The sequence below is a fragment of the Pseudokineococcus sp. 5B2Z-1 genome (genome assembly GCF_037482305.1).
Taxonomy (GTDB): Bacteria; Actinomycetota; Actinomycetes; order Actinomycetales; family Quadrisphaeraceae; genus Pseudokineococcus.
On record NZ_JBBHZG010000009.1, the window covers coordinates 17,752 to 35,812 of the forward strand.

Here is an 18,061-nt window from a genome sequence, read left to right on the forward strand (position 1 = left end):
GCGGCGCGGCCCGGGCCGCGCCGGGAAGTGGTGCGCCGGGACGCGACCGACGGGCGCCCGTCAGCGCCGGGGCGGCCCTCCGGCGGCCGGCAGGTCGCGCAGCAGCACCTCGGCCAGCCCCTCCTGCAGCCAGGTGAGGAAGTCGTAGATGCTCGCCGTCCACGACGTCGGGTCGTCCTCGTCGGCCTCGGCGGCCCGCAGGGCCACGAGCGCGGCGTCGTCGTCGGTCTCCAGGCCGAGGCGCTGGGCGAGGACGAGCCGCAGGTCGGTGAGGGCGGTCACCCACGCCCGCGCCTCGTCGTCGGTGAGCAGCAGCGGCGGCGGGCGGCGCAGGGTGGCGGCCGTCGTGAGCAGCGCGGCGCGCTTGCGGTCGGCCAGCCCTTCCTGGGTGAAGCGGCGGAAGTCCGCGGCGGCCTCGTCGTCGTCGCGGCTCGCGGTGGGCAGGAGGCGGGCGAGCGCCGGGTCCTCGGGGGCGTCGGCGGGCGCCGCGTCGAGCTGGCGGGCCAGGGCGTCCAGGGGGTCCTCCCCCTCGCGCGCGGCCTCCGCCCCGGTCTCGCCGGCGGCGCCGTCGAGCAGCCGCGCCACGTCCTCGAGCAGGCCGGCGACGAGCTCGGCCTCCTGGGGCTCGAAGCCCGCGGTGATGCCCTTGCGGGTGCGGCGGAAGCGGCGGGCCACGGATCCTCCTTCGTCCTTCCTCGGGGCGGCCCGAGGAGGGTCAGCTGTCGTGCGAGAACGTCGCCCAGAGGCCGAAGCCGTGCATCGCCTCGACGTCACGCTCCATCTCCTCCAGCGAGCCCGACGACACGACCGCGCGGCCCTCGTCGTGGACGTCGCGCATGAGCCGCTCGGCCTTGGCGCGCGAGTAGCCGAAGTAGCTCTGGAACACGTAGGTCACGTAGGACATGAGGTTGACCGGGTCGTTCCACACGATGGTGACCCAGGGCCGCTCGGTGCTCGGCGCCTCGGCGGCGACGACCTCCTCGGCCTCGGCCGGCGCCACGGAGGCCACCACGGTCGCCGCCCCGACGGCCACCGGGGACGCCGACGGACGGGCCGCCGGCGCCGCCGCTGCCGGCCGGGTGGTCGCGCTCACGGGGCCAGCCTAGGACGGAGGCCGGGGGGGCTACGGTCGCCCGCGTGGGCACCTCGGCGCTGCTGACCGACCGCTACGAGCTGACGATGCTGCAGGCCGCGCTGGCCGACGGCACCGCCGACCGGCGGTGCGTCTTCGAGGTCTTCGCCCGCCGGCTGCCCCACGGGCGCCGCTACGGCGTCGTGGCGGGCACCGGGCGCCTGCTCGAGGTGCTGCCCGACCTGCGGTTCTCCGACGACGACCTCGCCTGGCTCGAGCGCGAGGGGGTCGTGGACGCCCGGACCCTCGAGCACCTGGCGTCGTGGCGCTTCCGCGGCGACGTCGAGGGCTACCCCGAGGGCGAGGTCTACCTGCCGGGCTCCCCCCTGCTGACGGTGCGGGGCACCTTCGCCGAGGCCGTCGTCCTCGAGACGCTCGTCCTGTCCGTGCTCAACCACGACAGCGCCGTCGCGTCGGCGGCCTCGCGCATGACGGCCGCCGCCGACGGCCGCCCCTGCCTCGAGATGGGCTCGCGGCGCACGCACGAGGAGGCGGCCGTGGCGGCCGCCCGGGCCGCGGCGGTGGCGGGCTTCTCGGGCACGTCGAACCTGGCGGCGGGCCGCCGCTACGGCCTGCCGACCATCGGCACGTCGGCGCACGCCTTCACGCTGCTGCACGACGACGAGGACGCCGCCTTCGCCGCCCAGGTGGCCGCCCTCGGCGCGTCGACGACGCTGCTCGTGGACACCTACGACGTCGCCGCCGCCGTCGAGCGCGCCGTCGCCCTCGCCGGTCCGGAGCTGGGCGCCGTCCGCCTCGACTCGGGCGACCTCGCCGAGCTGGCCCACGACGTCCGCCGCCGCCTCGACGGTCTCGGCGCGACCCGGACCAAGATCACCGTGACGAGCGACCTCGACGAGCACGCCATCGCCGCCCTCGCCGCCGCGCCGGTCGACAGCTACGGCGTCGGCACGAGCCTCGTCACCGGCAGCGGCCAGCCGACGGCGGGCCTCGTCTACAAGATGGTCGCCCGGGAGGGCCGGGACGGGCGCCTGCAGGGCGTGGCCAAGGCGAGCCAGCACAAGCAGGGCGTCGCCGGCGCCAAGCGCGCGTGGCGCGAGCTCTCCTCCGGCGTGGCGAGCGCCGAGGTGCTCGTCGTCGAGGACGCCGACGGGGCCGCCGCCCCGGTGCCCGGGGCCCGCCCGCTGCAGGTGCCGATGATCGAGGGCGGGCGGCTCGTGGCGGAGGGCGCCACCGGCGCCGAGGGCGTCCGCGCGGCGGCCCACCGGCACGACGACGCCCGCGCCGAGCTGCCCGCCTCGGCGCGGCGGCTGGCGCGCGGCGAGGCCTGCCTGCCGACGCGCCTGGTGGGCGCGGGCACCTGAGGCCCCGGAGGGACCCGCTCAGGCGCCGGTGCCGCCGGCGCCGTCGCGCGCGCCGCGCCGGACGCGCTGGGGAGAGGACCGCGGCACCACCTCCAGGACGCCGCGGCCCTCGAGGTCGACCTTGACGTAGCGGACCATGTTCGTCAGCCGCCCGCCGGGGAAGGCCGGGTGGCGGCCCAGCCGGGCCTGGGCCGTCTCGACGACCTCGCCCAGCAGCGCGCCGCGCTCGGGGTCGGCGTCGTCGACCACCTCGAGCAGGACCTCGCGCACGAGCTCCCACTGCTGCAGCGGCAGGGTCCACCCCTCCATGCCGCCCTCGAGCGCCCCGTTGAGCATCCGCACGCGGCCGCGAGCGCGGTCCAGCTCGTCATGGGCCATGGCCGACGGCGGCACGCCCCACCCGCCGTCGGTGCGTCGTCGCGCCACGGGGTCATCCCGCCACAGCGGGCGTCGGCGCGCACGCCGGACGCGGGCTCCCGGTGCGTCAGCGCCCGAGGAGCTGCGCGGTGGTGACGACGGTCGCGAACTCGCCGTGGAGGTTCGTGGCGGTCGCGCGCATGAGCTCCTCGGCGGTGAGCACGGTCCCGTCGGGAGCGGTGCGGGCGAAGGTCGACGTCGCGTCGAGGGCGAAGAGGACGCGGTGCCCGAGGTTCCCGCCCACGCGGGCGGTGGTCTCGCAGCAGTGGTTGGTCGTGGTGCCGCAGACGACGAGGCCGTCGACCGCCTCGGCGCGCAGCCACGCGTCGAGGTCCGGCTCGCCGTGGAAGGCGCTGTTGACCGACTTCACGACGAGCAGGTCGTGCGGCCCGTCGACGCCGTCGACGAGGTCGTTGCCGGGCTGGCCCGGGGCCAGCGGCGAGCCCGGCGTCGTCGAGTCGTGGCGCACGAGCACCACGGGGCGCCCGGCCGCCCGCCAGGCGTCGAGCAGCGCGAGCACGTGGCCCACGTGGTCCGGCCCGGGCGCGCCCCAGGAGGGGTCCTCGAAGCCGCGCTGGACGTCGACGACGACCAGGGCCGTGCGGTCCAGGTCGCCCAGGGGCTCATCGGCGCTCGTCACCGGCGCATCGTCGCGCACGCCCGTGGCGCGAGGGCCGCGGCTGCTCCAGCCGGGCGCAGCCGGCGCAGGTGCTCCGGAACCACCGTCGCGCCCGGTCGTGGCGCACCAGGATCACGTCGTGCGCGCTGCGCGGCCTCGGCCGGTCCTCGTTCTGCTCCTCCTGCTCGCCGTCGCCGGCTGCGGCGGCCCGCGGGTGCCGACCCTCGCCGCGGGCAGCCCGCCCGAGGTCGTCGTCGCGACCTACCTCGCCGCGGTCCAGGCGGGCGACGAGGACGCCGCACGGTCGCTGTCCACCCCCGAGCACGAGGCGTCCGGCTCCGGCCTCGCGGCGGGGCCCGCCGTGAGCGTCCGCGACCTCCTCCTCGAGCCGGCCGAGGAGCGGCCCACCGACGAGGACGCCCCCACCGGCGAGAGCCTCGCCGGTGGTCACGACGAGGCGGTCGACGTGCGCACCACCTTCGTGCTGGGCGGCGGGGACGCGTCCCTGCCCGACGGCCCGACGGTCTGGTCGTTCCTGCTCGTCCGCGACGACGGGGGCCCCTGGCTCGTCGCCGGCGAGGGCGGCGGCTGACGAGCGCGCGGTCCCCGACGAGCGGGGCCGCCGTGCCCTAGCGTCGCGACGTGCCGACGACGCGCCCGGGCCGCCCCTACGTCGTCGCGGTGGACTCGGGCGGGACGCGCACGCGCGTCGCGTGCGTCGACCTGGAGGGGCGGCGGCTGAGCGGCGCCACGGGACCTGCGGGCGCCTGGCACCACGACGACGACGCCGTCGCGCACCTGCAGGAGACCGTCCTCGAGGCGCTGCGGTCCGGCGACCTCGCGCGCGAGGACGCGCGCGCCCTCGTGGCCGGGGTGGCCGGCGTAAGCCGGCGCGGCGGCGACCACGGGGACCGCAGCCTCGAGTGGGCGCGCTCCGCCTACGCCCTCCCCGAGCTGGCGTGCCCGCAGGTCGTCGTCAACGACGCGGTGACCGCCCACCGGGGCGCGCTGGCCGGCGAGCCGGGCGTCGTCGTGGTCGCCGGGACCGGCTCGATGGTCCTCGCCATCACCGCCGACGGCGACGAGGTCGAGAACGGGCAGCTGGCCCACTACGCCGGCGGCGCCCGGCACCTCGCGTTCGAGGCCGTGCAGCAGGTGCTCGTCGGCGCCGCCGGACCGGACGACGCCGACCTCGTCGCGGCGCTGCTCGCCGCCTGGGGCGCCGCCGACGTCGCGGGGCTGCGCACCGCGGCGCTGGAGGTGGACCGGGCTGGTCGGCACGCGGTCACCCGGCGGTACGGGGCGCTCGCCCCGCTCGTCACGGCGGCCGCGAGCACCAGCCCGCTGGCGGACCGGGCCGTGCGCGCCCTGGCCGAGCGCACGGCCCGCGGCGTCCTGCTCCTCGCGCCCCTCGTCGGACGCGGACCGGTGCGCGTCAGCACCACCGGCGCGGTCGCGAGCGACCCGGCCTTCCGCGCGCGCCTGCGCGAGGTCCTCGTCGTGCCGGGCGCGGCCCCGACGCTCCTCGTCCCGCCCGCGGGCGACGCCGTCCTGGGCGCCGTCATCATGGCTCTGGAGCTCGCCGGGGAGGCGCGCCCGGGCGCTCTCGACCGGCTCCACGATGACCCGCCCTGACGTCACCGTCTGACGCCGGGTGATGACTCGCCCTAGCGTGGAGCCATGTCCGTGCCTGAGGTCCCCTTCCTGCTCCTCGGGGTGCTCCTCTACCTCGCCGTCATCGCACTGGGGCTCTTCGCGGCCTACTGGGTCATCCGGCTCGCCGTCCGGCACGGGTCCCTGGACGCGCGACGACGCTGGGTCGAGCAGGAGCAGCAGGTCCAGCGCCGCCTCGACGCGGAGGGCTACCCGCGGGGGTAGGCGTCCGCCCGCCGCGACCCGCGCTGGGCGGAGCACAGGGCACGCGCGTGCGGTCGCCAGGTCGGACGACGACGCTCAGCGGGAGCGCGACGTCCTCCGCGCCTCTCGTCGAGCCATGAGGGAGCCCGCCAGCATCACGACGCCGCCGACCGCCATGACGACCGCGGCGGCGCGCGACACGGCGCTGTCGACGAGGGCGAGCACCAGCACGGCCAGGACGAGGATCGCCACCGCCCACGTCACGTGCAGCGCAGACCTCGTCACCGCTCCCCCACCTCCCGCGTCGTCGTACCCGGCCTCGGGGGCCAGCTCGATCCGTGCAGTGTGCGACACCGTCCGGCAGCGGGCCGGGCGGAGGTCACCGCCCTGCCCGCACCAGCCCAGCCCGAGACGGAGGCGGTGGTCACCCGCGAGGCCGGGTCACGACCACGACCTCCATCTCGACGAGAGACCGTGCCCGAGGTGGCCCGGCACGGCGAGCGGGGAGAGCCTGGGACCCGTCCGGACGCCCACCGACCAGCGGAGCCGACGTGAGCACCAGCCCCCAGCCCGAGCCGACCGCGGAGACGAGCGCCCACGCGCGGGCGCTCGTCGTCGTCGACGTGCAGGTCGACTTCTGCGAGGGCGGGTCCCTCGCCGTCGAGGGCGGCGCCGCGGTCGCCACCGCCGTCACCCGGCACGCCCGCGAGCGCGCCGACGACTACGCCGCCGTCGTCGCGACCCAGGACTGGCACGTCGACCCGGGCAGCCACTTCAGCGACCACCCGGACTTCGTCACCAGCTGGCCCGTCCACTGCGTCGCGGGCACGCCCGGGGCCGCCGCCCAGCCCGGCTTCGACCTCGACCTCGCGCAGGCCGTCTTCCGCAAGGGCCAATACTCGGACGGCTACTCGGGCTTCGAGGGCGAGGCCGAGGACGGCGACCGGCTCGAGGACTGGTTGCGCCGCAAGGCCGTCACGGACCTCGACGTCGTCGGCATCGCGACGGACCACTGCGTGCGCGCCACGGCGCTGGACGCCGCCCGCGCTGGCTTCCGCGTGCGGGTGCTGCTGCCGCTCGTCGCCGGCACCGCCCCCGACAACTCTCGCGCCGCGCTCGACGAGATGCGCGCTGCGGGGGTCGAGGTCGTCGAGAGCCTCCCGACCGCCGGCTGACGGCCGGGGCCGACGGCGACCGTCAGCCCCCGACGAGCGCCCGCGCGAGCGCGGGGTCGAGCCCCGGGGACGCCAGCACGTGCAGCCGCTGCGTCGGCCGCGTCATCGCGACGTAGAGGTCGTGCGCCCCGGCCCGCGGGTCCTCGTCGTCCGGCCCGCCGAGGACCTCCCCGGGCTCGACGAGCACCACCGCGTCGAACTCCAGGCCCTTGGAGTCGGCGACGCTCATGACGGCCACCGGGCTGTCCAGCGCCCCGGGGCCGGTGGAGACGCCGAGCTCGGCGCCCCCGGCCGTGCGCAGCCGCCCGACGAGCGCGGCGGAGGTCTCCTCCACCCGCCCCGGGGGGCAGAGCACCGCCAGGCGGCCGCCGGCGGCGCGGCGGGCCTCGTCGGCGACGACGCCGCGGAGCGCCTCCGCGCGCGCACCACCGCCGGCCGGCACCTCGGTGAGGGTCGGCGGACCCTCCCCCTCGCGGACCGACGTCGGCGTCCGCCCCGGCGCCCCCGTGAGCGCGAGCACGGCCGCGGCCGCGTCCATCACCTGGCGGGGGGTGCGGTAGTTGACCGTCAGCTCCTCCAGCCGCCAGCGCCCCTCGGCGAAGGGGTCGAGGACCTCGGCCCAGACGGAGGCGCCCGCGGCGGAGCGGGTCTGGGCCAGGTCGCCGACGACCGTCATGGAGCGGCTCGGGCAGCGCCGCACGAGCAGGCGCCACATCATCGGCGAGAGCTCCTGGGCCTCGTCGACGACGACGTGGCCGAAGACCCACGTTCGGTCCCCCGCGGCCCGCTCGGCCACCGTCAGCGTCGGTCCGCCGAGGTCGGACTGCCGCGCGGCGAGGTCCTCGGCGGAGGCGGTGAAGCCCTCCACCGCCGTCTCCCCCGCCCCGGAGTCCAGCACCTCGCGGGCGAGGGACAGCGCCTCGTCACGCCGGCGCGCCTCCTCGCGGGCGCCCTGCGCGGCCGCTCCGGTCTCGTCCTCCCCGAGGAGCTCGGCCGCCTCGTCGAGCAGCGGGACGTCGTCGACCGTCCAGGGGTCCTCGGCCCCGCGCACCAGCAGCGCCTGCTCCTCGGTCGAGAAGAGGCCGCTCGCCGCCTCGGCGAGCCGGTGCGGGCGCGTGAGCAGGTCGCCGACGAGCTTCTGCGGCGTCATGGGCATCCACGCGAGGTTGAGCGCCACGCGCACGTCGCGCGAGCCGCGCAGGTCGGCGACGACGCCCGGCCGGTCCTCCGGCTCCAGGCGCGTGCCCTGCGCACGGGCGACGAGGTCGGCGAGGTGCAGCAGGAGGTCGCGCACGAAGCCGCTGCGCGCCTCCAGGTGCGGCTGCCCCGTGGCCCGGGCGCGCTCGCGGGCCCGCGCCACGGCCCGCGGCTGCAGGACGACGGTCGTGCCCTCGACGTCCAGGCGCTGGGGGCCCGACGGCACGCGCTGGCGGGCGGCGACGGCGCGGGACAGCACCTCGAGCCACCGCTCGTCGCCCTTGAGCCGCGCCACGGCCGGCCGGTCGGCGGCGCGGGCGTCGACCCCGGGGAAGAGCTGGCCCGCCGTGGACGTGAGCACGCCGCTCTCGCCCAGCGAGGGCAGCACCTGCTCGATGTAGCGCAGGAAGACCGGGCTCGGCCCGACGACGAGGACGCCGCTGCGCGCCAGCCGGTCGCGGTGGGCGTAGAGCAGGTAGGCGGCGCGGTGCAGCGCCACCGCGGTCTTGCCCGTGCCCGGCCCGCCCTGGACGACGAGGACGCCCTTGGCGTCGGAGCGGATGATCGCGTCCTGCTCGGCCTGGATGGTGGCGACGATGTCGCCCATGCGGCCCGTGCGCTGCGCGCCCAGGGCGGCCATGAGCGCGCCCTCGCCGCCGAGGGCCTCGAGGCCGCGCGCCGCGAGGCCGTCGGCGTCGAGGACGTCGTCCTCCAGGCCCTGCACCGAGCGACCCCGCAGCGCGAGGTGCCGGCGCCGCGCCACGCCCGCGGGCCGGGCCGCCGTCGCCTGGTAGAAGGGCTCGGAGGCCGGCGCGCGCCAGTCGACGAGGAGCCGCTGCTGCGCCTCGTCGGCGAGGCCGAGCCGTCCGACGTAGCGCGTCTCGCCGTCGGACAGGTCGAGGCGGCCGAAGACGAGGCGGTCCTCGACGGCGTCCAGCTGCGCGAGGCGCCCCTCGTGCAGCGCCGCGAAGGAGTCGCGCTCGGAGCGGTTCTGGTGCGTGCCGGTGGTCTCCGAGCGGCGCACGGCCGCGAGCTCGGCGGCGGTGCGCCGGCGCAGGTCGTCGAGCCGCGCGTAGCGGGTGTCGACGGCGCCCTGCTCGGCGGCGACCTGCTCGGCGCGGGCCGCGCCCTCGTCGGTGGTCGTCTGCGGGTCGGCGGTCATGGGCTGGTGGCGCTCCAGGGTCGTCCGGTCGGCGCGGCGCTCGCGGTGGGGCGGCGACGCCGCAGGGTCAGCCGAGGTCGAGGGCGAGCAGGTCCTCCTCGGTCTCGCGGCGCACGAGCACCCGCGAGACCCCGCCCGAGACCGCCACGACGGGCGGGCGCGGGACGTGGTTGTACTGGCTGGCGAGGGCGCGGCAGTAGGCGCCCGTGCCGGGCACGGCCACGAGGTCGCCGGCGTCGAGGTCACCGGCCATGAACTCGTCCATGACGACGATGTCCCCGCTCTCGCAGTGCTTCCCGACGACGCGGGTGAGCACCGGCGGGGCGTCCGAGCGCCGCGAGGCCAGGGTCGCCGAGTAGTCGGCCGAGTACAGCGCCGTGCGGACGTTGTCGCTCATGCCCCCGTCGACGGCGACGTAGCGGCGGGTCTGGCCGCCGTCGAGGACGACGTCCTTCGTCGTGCCGGCGGTGTAGAGGGTGAAGGTGCTGGGCCCGACGACGGCGCGCCCGGGCTCCACCGAGACGCGGGGGACGTCGACGCCCTCCGCCGCGCACGCGGCCGCGACCACGCGGGCCATCCCCTGCGCCAGCTCGCGCGGCGGGAGCGGCTGGTGCTGGGTCGTGTAGGCCATGCCGAAGCCGCCGCCGAGGTCCATCTCGGGCAGGACGACGCCGTGGTCGCGCTGCACCTGGGCGTGCAGCCGCACGAGCCGCCGGGCGGCGACCTCGAAGCCCTCGACGTCGAAGATCTGCGACCCGATGTGGGAGTGCAGCCCCCGGAGGTCGAGCTCGGGTCGGGCCAGCACCGCGGCGGCGGCCCGCGCCGCCTCCCCCGTCGAGAGCGGTAGCCCGAACTTCTGGTCCTCGTGGGCCGTCGCGATGTAGGAGTGCGTGTGGGCCTCGACGCCGACGGTGACGCGGACGAGCACCGGCGCCCGCACCCCCAGGCGGGCGGCGACGTCGGCCACCCGGTCGACCTCCGGCAGGGAGTCGACGACGAGGCGCCCGAGCCCCGCGCGCAGCGCCCGCTCGACCTCGGCGTCGGACTTGTTGTTGCCGTGCAGCGCCATCCGCGCCGGGTCGACGCCGGCGCGCAGCCCCACGGCCATCTCCCCGCCCGTGCAGGTCTCGAGGAGCATGCCCTCCTCGGCGACCCAGCGGGCGACCGCCGTGCAGAGGAACGCCTTGCCGGCGTAGTAGACGTCGGCCCCGCCGCACAGGTCGGCGAAGGCCTCGTCGAAGGCCTCGACGAAGCCGCGCGCCCGCGCGCGCAGGTCGTCCTCGTCGAGGACGTACGCCGGGGTCCCGTGCTCGGCGGCCAGCCGGGTGACGGGCACGCCGCCCACCTCGAGCGCGCCGTCGCCGCCGCGCCGCACCGTCCGCGCCCACAGCGGCGTCACGAGGGCGTTCACGTCGTCCGGCACCGCGAGCCAGCCCGGCCCGCCGTAGCCCTCGGCGTGCAGCGAGCCGGCCTCGTGGGCGTGCAGGCGCGGGCTCACATGCGCTCCGGGGCCGAGACGCCGAGCAGGCCGAGCCCGGAGGCGAGGACCGTGCGGACGGCCTCGGCGAGCCACAGGCGCGTGCGGTGCACGTCCTCGACCGGCGCCTCACCGATCGGCGTCACGCGGCACTCGTCGTACCACTTGTGGAAGGCGCCCGCGAGCACCTCGAGGTGGCGGGCCACGCGGTGCGGCTCGCGCAGCTCGGCGGCCTGCTCGACGACGCGCGGGTGCTCGCCGAGCGCGGCCAGCACGGCCGACTCGGTGGGGTGGGTGAGCAGCGAGGGGTCGAAGCCGTCCTCCCGGCGCACCCCGGCGGCCTCCGCGTTGCGGGCCACGCCGCACGTGCGGGCGTGCGCGTACTGGACGTAGAAGACGGGGTTCTCGTTGGTCCGCCGGGTCAGCACGTCGAGGTCGATGTCGATGGTCGAGTCGACCGAGCTGCGGCTGAGCGAGTAGCGCGCGGCGTCGACGCCGACGGCCTCGACGAGGTCCTCGAGCGAGACCACCGTGCCGTTGCGCTTGCTCATCCGGACCGGCTGGCCGTCGCGCACGAGGTTGACCATCTGCCCGATGAGCACCTCGACGACGGCCGGGTCGTCCCCGAAGGCCGCGGCCGCCGCCTTGAGCCGGCTGATGTAGCCGTGGTGGTCGGCGCCGAGCATGTAGATGCACAGGTCGGCGCCGCGGGCCCGCTTGTCGCGCAGGTACGCGAGGTCGCCGGCGATGTAGGCCGGCTGCCCGTCGGACTTGATGACGACGCGGTCCTTGTCGTCGCCGTGGTCGGTCGAGCGCAGCCACCAGGCGCCGTCGGCCTCGTAGAGGCTGCCCGAGGCCTTGAGGTGCTCCACGGCGGCGTCCACCGCCCCGGAGGCGTGCAGCGAGTCCTCGTGGAACCACACGTCGAAGTCGACGCCGAAGTCGTGGAGGTCGCGCTTGACCTCGTCGAACATCAGCGCGACGCCGTCGCGGCGGAAGACCTCCTGGGCGGCGTCCTCGGGCATCGCCAGGAGGTCCTCGCCGCGGGCGGAGGCGTCGGCGACGACGCGGTCGGCGATGTCGCCGACGTAGGCGCCGCCGTAGCCGTCCTCGGGCGCCGGGCGCCCGTGGGCGCGCGCCAGCAGCGACCGGGCGAAGCGGTCGATCTGGGCGCCGTGGTCGTTGAAGTAGTACTCGCGCACCACCTCGGCGCCCGTGGCGGCCAGCACGCGGGCGAGGGCGTCGCCCACGGCGCCCCAGCGCGCACCGCCGAGGTGGACGGGGCCGGTGGGGTTGGCCGAGATGAACTCGAGGTTGATGCAGGTGCCCGCCCGCGTGTCGCTCGTGCCGTACGCGGCGCCCGCCTCGACGACGGTGCGGGCCAGCTCGCCGGCCGCCGAGGCCGCCAGGACGACGTTGAGGAAGCCCGGGCCGGCGACGTCGACCCGCTCGACGCCGTCGACGGCGCCCAGCCGGGCCGCGAGCGCGGTCGCGAGGTCGCGCGGGGCGACCCCGGCCCGCTTGCCGAGCTGCAGGGCGACGTTGGTGGCCCAGTCGCCGTGCTCGCGGCTGCGGGGGCGCTCGACGCGCACGTCGGCGGGCACGTCGTCCACGGCGAGGGAGCCCACGGCCGGCTCCCGGGACTCGACCGCCTCGACGAGGCAGCGGCGGATCGCGGCGGAGAGCTCGGCGGGAGTCACGGCCCAGCAGTCTAGGAGGGCGCGGGGAGGGCTCCGGGCGGGCGTCCACGGACGGCGCGGCGCCCCGTCAGGCCCGGCACGCGACGAGCGCCGCCCCGCGGTGGCGGTGACGGCGCTCGACAGCTGCTGCGTGGTGCCCCCGGCAGGATTCGAACCTGCGCCCCCGCCTCCGGAGGGCGGTGCTCTATCCCCTGAGCTACGGGGGCCGGTGGGCCCTGGGACGGCGCAGACACTACCCCACGAGCCCGGCCCGTCCGACGCGCCCGCCCCTCTGACGCGATGGCCCTCCTGACGCGCCGGCCTCACCAGCCCGACGGCAGCGGGCGGCCCTCCTCGTACCCCGACGGCGACTGGACGCCGACGACGGCGCGCTCGTGGAGCTCGGGCAGCGTCCGGGCACCTGCGTAGGTGCAGGCGCTGCGGATGCCCGAGGTGATGGAGTCGAGGAGGTCCTCGACGCCCGGGCGCGCCGGGTCGAGCATCATCCGCGAGCTGGAGATGCCCTCCTCGAACAGCGCCTTGCGCGCGCGCTCCAGCGGCGACTCCTCGCGGGTGCGGTGGGCGACGGCCCGCTTGGAGGCCATGCCGAAGCTCTCCTTGTAGCTGCGGCCGCGCTCGTCGACGAGCAGGTCGCCCGGGCTCTCGTGCGTCCCCGCGAACCAGGAGCCGACCATGACCGAGCTGGCGCCCGCGGCGAGCGCCAGCGCGAGGTCGCGCGGGTGGCGCACGCCGCCGTCGGCCCACACCGAGGCGCCGAGCTCGCGGGCGGCGGCGGCGCACTCGAGGACGGCGGAGAACTGCGGCCGCCCGACGCCCGTCATCATGCGCGTGGTGCACATGGCGCCCGGCCCGACGCCGACCTTGACGACGTCGGCGCCCGCGCCCACGAGGTCGCGCACCCCCTCGGCGGTGACGACGTTGCCGGCGACGACGGGCACCTGCGGGTCGAGGGCCCGGACGGCGCGCAGCGCGTCGACCATGCGCTCCTGGTGGCCGTGGGCGGTGTCGACGACGAGGACGTCGACACCGGCGTCGAGGAGGGCGGCCGCGCTGCCGGCCACGTCCCCGGTGACGCCGACGGCCGCGCCCACGCGCAGGCGGCCCGCGGCGTCGACCGCCGGCGCGTACAGGGCCGAGCGGACGCAGCCCAGACGGGTCATCGCCCCGGCGAGGACGCCGTCGCGCACGACGGGGGCGAAGGAGCGCCGCGCGCCGTCGAGCACGGAGAACGCCCGGTCCAGGCCCCCCTGCGCCTCGACGTCCGCGGCGTCCAGGACGAGCGGGGAGGTGCTCATGACGGCGGCCAGGGAGGTGAAGCGGTCCACGCCCTCGCAGTCCGAGGCGGTGACGACCCCCAGGGGGCGGCGCTCGGCGTCGACGACGACGAGGGCGCCGTGCGCGCGCTTGGGCAGCAGGTGCAGGGCGTCGACGACCCGGTCCTCCGGCGCCGCGACGATGGGGGTCTCGAGGACGGTGCTGCGCGCCTTCACCCACGCGACGACCTCGGCCACGACGTCGAGCGGCACGTCCTGCGGGATGACGGCGAGCCCGCCGCGACGGGCGACGGTCTCGGCCATGCGCCGGCCGGCGACCGCCGTCATGTTGGCGACGACGACGGGCACGGTGGTCCCCGTGCCGTCGTCGGTCCGCAGGTCCACCTCGGTCCGCGAGGCCACGCCGGAGCGACCCGGCACGAGGAAGACGTCGCTGTAGGTGAGGTCGTGACCGGGGGCCGAGCCGTCGAGGAAGCGCACGGGGCGCCAGAGTAGGCCGTCCGGCCCCGTCCGGCCCCCGCCACCGCGCGCCGACGGGCGGCGCGACGGCGCCCAGGCACTAGTCTGGCCGGGCCGACGCACACGCAGGTCCGCGCGGTACCGGGGGTCCCGGCGCCGGGCGCATCTCGCGCACCGACCCGTGGAAGAGGGCGATCGCCACCGTGTCCCAGCAGGAGACCACCAGCGCAGGACGGGGCTCCTCCGGCCCCGCGGACGAGGGGCCCGACGCGATCCCGGGCACGGCGTCCGGCTTCGGCCCCAACGCGTGGCTCGTCGACGAGCTGCACGAGCGCTACCTCGAGGACCGCGAGTCCGTGGACCCGGCCTGGTGGGAGTTCTTCGAGGACTACACCCCGGGCGACGGCGCCCCCCCGGAGGACGCGCCCGAGGCCTCCGGGACCGCCGGTGAGGACGACGGCGACGCGTCGACCCCTGCGGCGACGACCGGCGGGAGCGCGGGGCAGGCGACGCAGGGCTCCGCGCCCGCTCCCGCGGACGGCGCCGACGCGGCAGGCTCCTCCCCCTCGCCCGCGCCCGCACCGAGCCCCGCCCCCTCCGCCGCGCAGGAGGCGGCCGGCGCCGACGCCCCGGCCCCGGCTCCCGCCACGCCGGGCGCGTCGGCCGCCGCCGGCTCGGCGACCGCCGCCCGCACCCCGGCCGCGCCCGAGCGGGCGGCGGAGCAGGCCCCCGCGGGCGGGTCGGCGCCCCGTGCGGCGCGGCCGGCCTCGGAGCCGGGCACGACGCCGTCCTCGGCCGGCACGCGCGACGGCCGCGGCGCACCGGCGTCGGCGCTGGCGCCGCGGCCCCCCGAGGGCGGCGAGGACGCCGAGCGCGAGGACGAGGTGGTCCGCCTGCGCGGCCCGGCCGCCCGCGTCGTCACCAACATGGAGGCGAGCCTCGAGGTCCCCACCGCCACGAGCGTCCGCGCGGTGCCGGCCAAGGCCCTCATCGACAACCGCATCGTCATCAACTCGAACCTGGCCCGCGCGCGCGGCGGCAAGGTCTCCTTCACCCACCTCATCGGCTACGCCCTCGTCGAGGCCCTCGCCGAGATGCCGTCCATGAACGCCGCGTTCACCACCGACGGCGGCAAGCCCGCGGTCGTCAGCCCCGCGCACGTCGGCCTCGGCATCGCCATCGACCTGCCCAAGGACGACGGCACCCGCCAGCTCATGGTCCCGGCGGTCAAGCCCGCGGAGACGATGGACTTCGCGCAGTTCTGGGCGGCCTACGAGGACGTCGTGCGCCGCGCCCGCCAGGGCAAGCTGGGCGTCGCCGACTTCGCCGGCGTGACGATGACCCTCACCAACCCGGGCACCATCGGGACGGTCCACTCGGTGCCGCGCCTGGTCAAGGGCCAGGGCGCGATCATCGGCGTCGGCGCCATGGACTACCCGGCGGAGTACCAGGGCGCGGCCGAGGACACCATCGCCAAGCTCGGCGTGAGCAAGGTCATGACGCTGACGTCGACCTACGACCACCGCATCATCCAGGGCGCCCAGTCGGGCGAGTTCCTGCGCGTCGTCCACCAGAAGCTGCTGGGGCTCGACGGCTTCTACGACCGCGTCTTCTCCGCGCTGCACATCCCCTACGAGCCGGTCCGCTGGGTGCAGGACACGAGCATCCGCGGGCAGGTGGACGTCGGGCGCGTGAGCCGCGTGGTCGAGCTCATCCACGCCTACCGCGTGCGCGGCCACCTCATGGCCGACACCGACCCGCTGGAGTACCGCCAGCGCCGCCACCCCGACCTCGACGTCCAGACGCACGGGCTGACGCTGTGGGACCTCGACCGCGAGTTCCCCACGGGCGGCTTCGGCGACGGCGGGCCGATGAAGCTGCGCCACATCCTGGGGATCCTGCGCGACTCCTACTGCCGCACCACGGGCATCGAGTACATGCACATCCAGGACCCGGAGCAGCGCGCCTGGATCCAGGACCACGTCGAGAAGCCGTACACCAAGCCCGACCGGGACGAGCAGCTGCGGATCCTCAACCGCCTCAACGCGGCGGAGGCCTTCGAGACGTTCCTCCAGACGAAGTTCGTGGGGCAGAAGCGCTTCAGCCTCGAGGGCGGGGAGTCCGTCATCCCGCTGCTCGACGCGCTGCTGTCGGAGGCGGCCGAGGCGGGCCACGACGAGGTCGCCATCGGCATGGCGCACCGCGGCCGCCTCAACGTCCTGACGAACATCGCCGGCAAGAGCTACGGCCAGGTCTTCCGCGAGTTCGAGGGCAGCGCCGTCCCGGGCAGCGTCCAGGGCTCGGGGGACGTGAAGTACCACCTCGGCACCGAGGGCCGCTTCACCTCCGCGACGGGCGCCTCGACGAAGGTCTACCTCGCGGCCAACCCCTCGCACCTCGAGGCCGTCGACCCGGTGCTCGAGGGCATCGCGCGCGCCAAGCAGGACCGGATCGACCTGGGCGGCAAGGCCTTCCCCGTCCTCCCCGTCCTGCTGCACGGCGACGCGGCCTTCGCGGGCCAGGGCGTCGTCGCCGAGACGCTCAACCTGTCGCAGCTGCGCGGGTACCGCACCGGCGGCACGGTCCACGTCGTCATCAACAACCAGGTCGGCTTCACGACGGCGCCGGCCAGCTCGCGCTCGTCGTACTACTCGACCGACGTCGGCCGCATGATCCAGGCGCCGATCCTCCACGTGAACGGCGACGACCCCGAGGCCGTCGTCCGCGCCGCCCGGCTCGCCTTCGCCTTCCGCGAGGAGTTCGAGAAGGACGTCGTCATCGACATGGTCTGCTACCGGCGGCGGGGCCACAACGAGGGCGACGACCCCTCGATGACCCAGCCGCTCATGTACAGCCTCATCGAGGCCAAGCGCAGCGTCCGCAAGCTCTACACCGAGGCGCTCATCGGCCGCGGCGACATCACCGTCGAGGAGGCCGAGCAGGCCCTGCGCGACTACCAGGGCGAGCTGGAGCGCGCCTTCGCCGAGACGCGGGAGACGCCGTCCGAGGGCGGCAGCCGCGCCGACGACGGGCACGACGGCCCCGGCGGGCTCGAGCGGCCCGCCGCCCAGCAGGACGACCGCGTCGTGCGGACCGGTGCGACCGGCGTCGACGCGGCTGTGCTCCAGCGCATCGGCGAGGCGCACACGAGCCCGCCCGAGGGTTTCGCCGTCCACCCCAAGCTGCGCGCCCTGCTCGAGAAGCGCGAGCAGATGTCCCGCGAGGGCGGCGTCGACTGGGGCTACGGCGAGCTGCTCGCCTTCGGCTCCCTGCTCATGGAGGGCGTGCCCGTCCGCCTCGCCGGCCAGGACTCGCGCCGCGGCACCTTCACCCAGCGCCACGCCGTCCTCCACGACCGGGACACCGGGCGCGAGTGGACGCCGCTGCAGAACCTCACCGAGGACCAGGCGCGCTTCTGGGTCTACGACTCGCTGCTGTCGGAGTTCGCCGCCATGGGCTTCGAGTACGGCTACTCGGTGGAGCGGCCCGACGCCCTCGTCCTGTGGGAGGCCCAGTTCGGCGACTTCGCCAACGGCGCCCAGTCGATCGTCGACGAGTTCATCTCCTGCTCGGAGCAGAAGTGGGGGCAGCGCTCCTCGGTGGTGCTCCTGCTGCCGCACGGCTACGAGGGCCAGGGCCCGGACCACTCCTCGGGACGCATCGAGCGCTTCCTGCAGATGTGCGCCGAGGACAACATGACGGTGGCGATGCCGTCGACGCCGGCGTCCTACTTCCACCTGCTGCGCCGCCAGGCGTACGCGCGGCCCCGCCGCCCGCTCGTCGTCTTCACCCCGAAGTCGATGCTGCGCCTCAAGGCGGCCGCGAGCGGCGTGGAGGCGTTCACCAGCGGCGCCTTCGAGCCGGTCGTGCCCGACCGGGCGCTGCGCGGCGAGCCCGGCCGGGTGGACCGGGTGCTCCTCTGCTCGGGCAAGGTCTCCTGGGACCTCGAGGCCGCGCGCGCCAAGCGCGAGGACGACCGGACGGCGATCGTCCGCGTCGAGCAGTGGCACCCGGTGGACGAGGACGGCTTCCGCGCGGCCCTCGAGCCCTACGGCGACGCCGAGCTCGTGTGGGTCCAGGAGGAGCCGGCCAACCAGGGGGCGTGGCCCTTCGTGGCCCTCGAGGTCGCCCCCCGCCTGGGCCGCAGCATCCGCCCGGTGACCCGCCCGGCGTCGGCGGCCCCCGCCACCGGGTCCAGCCGCAAGCACGCCGCCGAGCAGGCCGACCTCGTCGAGCGGGCCTTCGCCCGCTGACCGCGGCCCAAGAA

At 76.6% G+C, this 18,061-nt stretch carries 15 protein-coding genes and 1 tRNA gene; 6 read left to right on the top strand and 10 right to left on the bottom strand.

Going from position 1 to position 18,061, the window contains the following annotated elements; all coding sequences use genetic code 11:
• Positions 1-60 precede the first annotated feature (60 nt).
• Positions 61-675, bottom strand: a complete 615-nt coding sequence (locus WDV85_RS16305; protein WP_339571629.1) for a DUF2017 domain-containing protein — start codon at positions 673-675, stop codon at positions 61-63.
• Between the two features lie 40 nt (positions 676-715).
• Positions 716-1,012 (bottom strand): ATP-dependent Clp protease adapter ClpS, encoded by a 297-nt coding sequence (gene clpS, locus WDV85_RS16310; protein WP_445263371.1) that lies wholly within the window; start codon positions 1,010-1,012, stop codon positions 716-718.
• 125 nt (positions 1,013-1,137) lie between these two features.
• Between clpS and WDV85_RS16315 the strand changes: the two genes are divergently transcribed.
• Positions 1,138-2,457 carry a nicotinate phosphoribosyltransferase gene (locus WDV85_RS16315; protein ID WP_339571631.1) on the top strand — a complete coding sequence of 440 codons (1,320 nt, stop codon included), beginning with the start codon at positions 1,138-1,140 and terminating at the stop codon, positions 2,455-2,457.
• Between the two features lie 18 nt (positions 2,458-2,475).
• Here the strand turns inward: WDV85_RS16315 and WDV85_RS16320 are convergent, their stop codons facing one another.
• Together WDV85_RS16320 and WDV85_RS16325 are read right to left on the bottom strand one after the other, a co-directional pair.
• On the bottom strand, positions 2,476-2,883 hold the full coding sequence (locus tag WDV85_RS16320; protein WP_339571632.1) for a DUF6958 family protein: 408 nt from the start codon (positions 2,881-2,883) through the stop codon (positions 2,476-2,478).
• Positions 2,884-2,941: 58 nt separating this feature from the next.
• Complete coding sequence (locus tag WDV85_RS16325) at positions 2,942-3,514, bottom strand: cysteine hydrolase family protein (protein WP_339571633.1); 573 nt, start codon at positions 3,512-3,514, stop codon at positions 2,942-2,944.
• A 118-nt stretch (positions 3,515-3,632) separates the two neighbouring features.
• On the opposite strand from WDV85_RS16325, the gene WDV85_RS16330 reads away from it, so the two are divergent.
• From WDV85_RS16330 to WDV85_RS16340, 3 genes are read left to right on the top strand one after another with little or no spacing between them, the layout of a single operon-like run.
• Positions 3,633-4,085 (top strand): hypothetical protein, encoded by a 453-nt coding sequence (locus WDV85_RS16330; protein ID WP_339571634.1) that lies wholly within the window; start codon positions 3,633-3,635, stop codon positions 4,083-4,085.
• A gap of 50 nt (positions 4,086-4,135) precedes the next feature.
• Positions 4,136-5,128 (top strand): BadF/BadG/BcrA/BcrD ATPase family protein, encoded by a 993-nt coding sequence (locus WDV85_RS16335; protein ID WP_339571635.1) that lies wholly within the window; start codon positions 4,136-4,138, stop codon positions 5,126-5,128.
• A 45-nt stretch (positions 5,129-5,173) separates the two neighbouring features.
• Positions 5,174-5,371, top strand: a complete 198-nt coding sequence (locus WDV85_RS16340) for a hypothetical protein (protein ID WP_339571636.1) — start codon at positions 5,174-5,176, stop codon at positions 5,369-5,371.
• A 75-nt stretch (positions 5,372-5,446) separates the two neighbouring features.
• On the opposite strand, the gene WDV85_RS16345 is transcribed toward WDV85_RS16340, so the two are convergent.
• Entirely contained in the window at positions 5,447-5,635 is a 189-nt protein-coding gene (locus WDV85_RS16345; protein ID WP_339571637.1) for a hypothetical protein, read from the bottom strand.
• Between the two features lie 266 nt (positions 5,636-5,901).
• Between WDV85_RS16345 and WDV85_RS16350 the strand changes: the two genes are divergently transcribed.
• The gene (locus tag WDV85_RS16350) at positions 5,902-6,525 is read left to right on the top strand and encodes an isochorismatase family protein (protein ID WP_339571638.1); all 624 of its coding nucleotides are present in this window, start codon (positions 5,902-5,904) and stop codon (positions 6,523-6,525) included.
• Positions 6,526-6,547: 22 nt separating this feature from the next.
• On the opposite strand, the gene WDV85_RS16355 is transcribed toward WDV85_RS16350, so the two are convergent.
• The 5 genes from WDV85_RS16355 to WDV85_RS16375 form a co-directional block, all read right to left on the bottom strand.
• Positions 6,548-8,884, bottom strand: a complete 2,337-nt coding sequence (locus WDV85_RS16355; RefSeq protein ID WP_339571639.1) for a HelD family protein — start codon at positions 8,882-8,884, stop codon at positions 6,548-6,550.
• Positions 8,885-8,951: 67 nt separating this feature from the next.
• Positions 8,952-10,370: a diaminopimelate decarboxylase gene (lysA, locus tag WDV85_RS16360; RefSeq protein ID WP_445263372.1), complete on the bottom strand. Its 1,419-nt coding sequence runs from the start codon at positions 10,368-10,370 to the stop codon at positions 8,952-8,954.
• 8 nt (positions 10,371-10,378) lie between these two features.
• Entirely contained in the window at positions 10,379-12,061 is a 1,683-nt protein-coding gene (gene argS / locus WDV85_RS16365; RefSeq protein ID WP_339571641.1) for an arginine--tRNA ligase, read from the bottom strand.
• Positions 12,062-12,192: 131 nt separating this feature from the next.
• Positions 12,193-12,267: transfer RNA gene (locus WDV85_RS16370), tRNA-Arg, on the bottom strand.
• A gap of 96 nt (positions 12,268-12,363) precedes the next feature.
• Complete coding sequence (locus tag WDV85_RS16375; protein ID WP_339571642.1) at positions 12,364-13,815, bottom strand: GuaB1 family IMP dehydrogenase-related protein; 1,452 nt, start codon at positions 13,813-13,815, stop codon at positions 12,364-12,366.
• 182 nt (positions 13,816-13,997) lie between these two features.
• Here WDV85_RS16375 and WDV85_RS16380 point away from each other — a divergent pair, with 182 nt between their 5' ends.
• Positions 13,998-18,047 (top strand): multifunctional oxoglutarate decarboxylase/oxoglutarate dehydrogenase thiamine pyrophosphate-binding subunit/dihydrolipoyllysine-residue succinyltransferase subunit, encoded by a 4,050-nt coding sequence (locus WDV85_RS16380; RefSeq protein WP_339571643.1) that lies wholly within the window; start codon positions 13,998-14,000, stop codon positions 18,045-18,047.
• Positions 18,048-18,061 lie beyond the last annotated feature (14 nt).

Bases quoted from the DNA above. Each gene is read 5' to 3' on its own strand.
- WDV85_RS16340 (WP_339571636.1), top strand. From the start codon at position 5,174: ATGTCCGTGCCTGAGGTCCCCTTCCTGCTCCTCGGGGTGCTCCTCTAC.
- WDV85_RS16355 (WP_339571639.1), bottom strand. From the start codon at position 8,884: ATGACCGCCGACCCGCAGACGACCACCGACGAGGGCGCGGCCCGCGCC.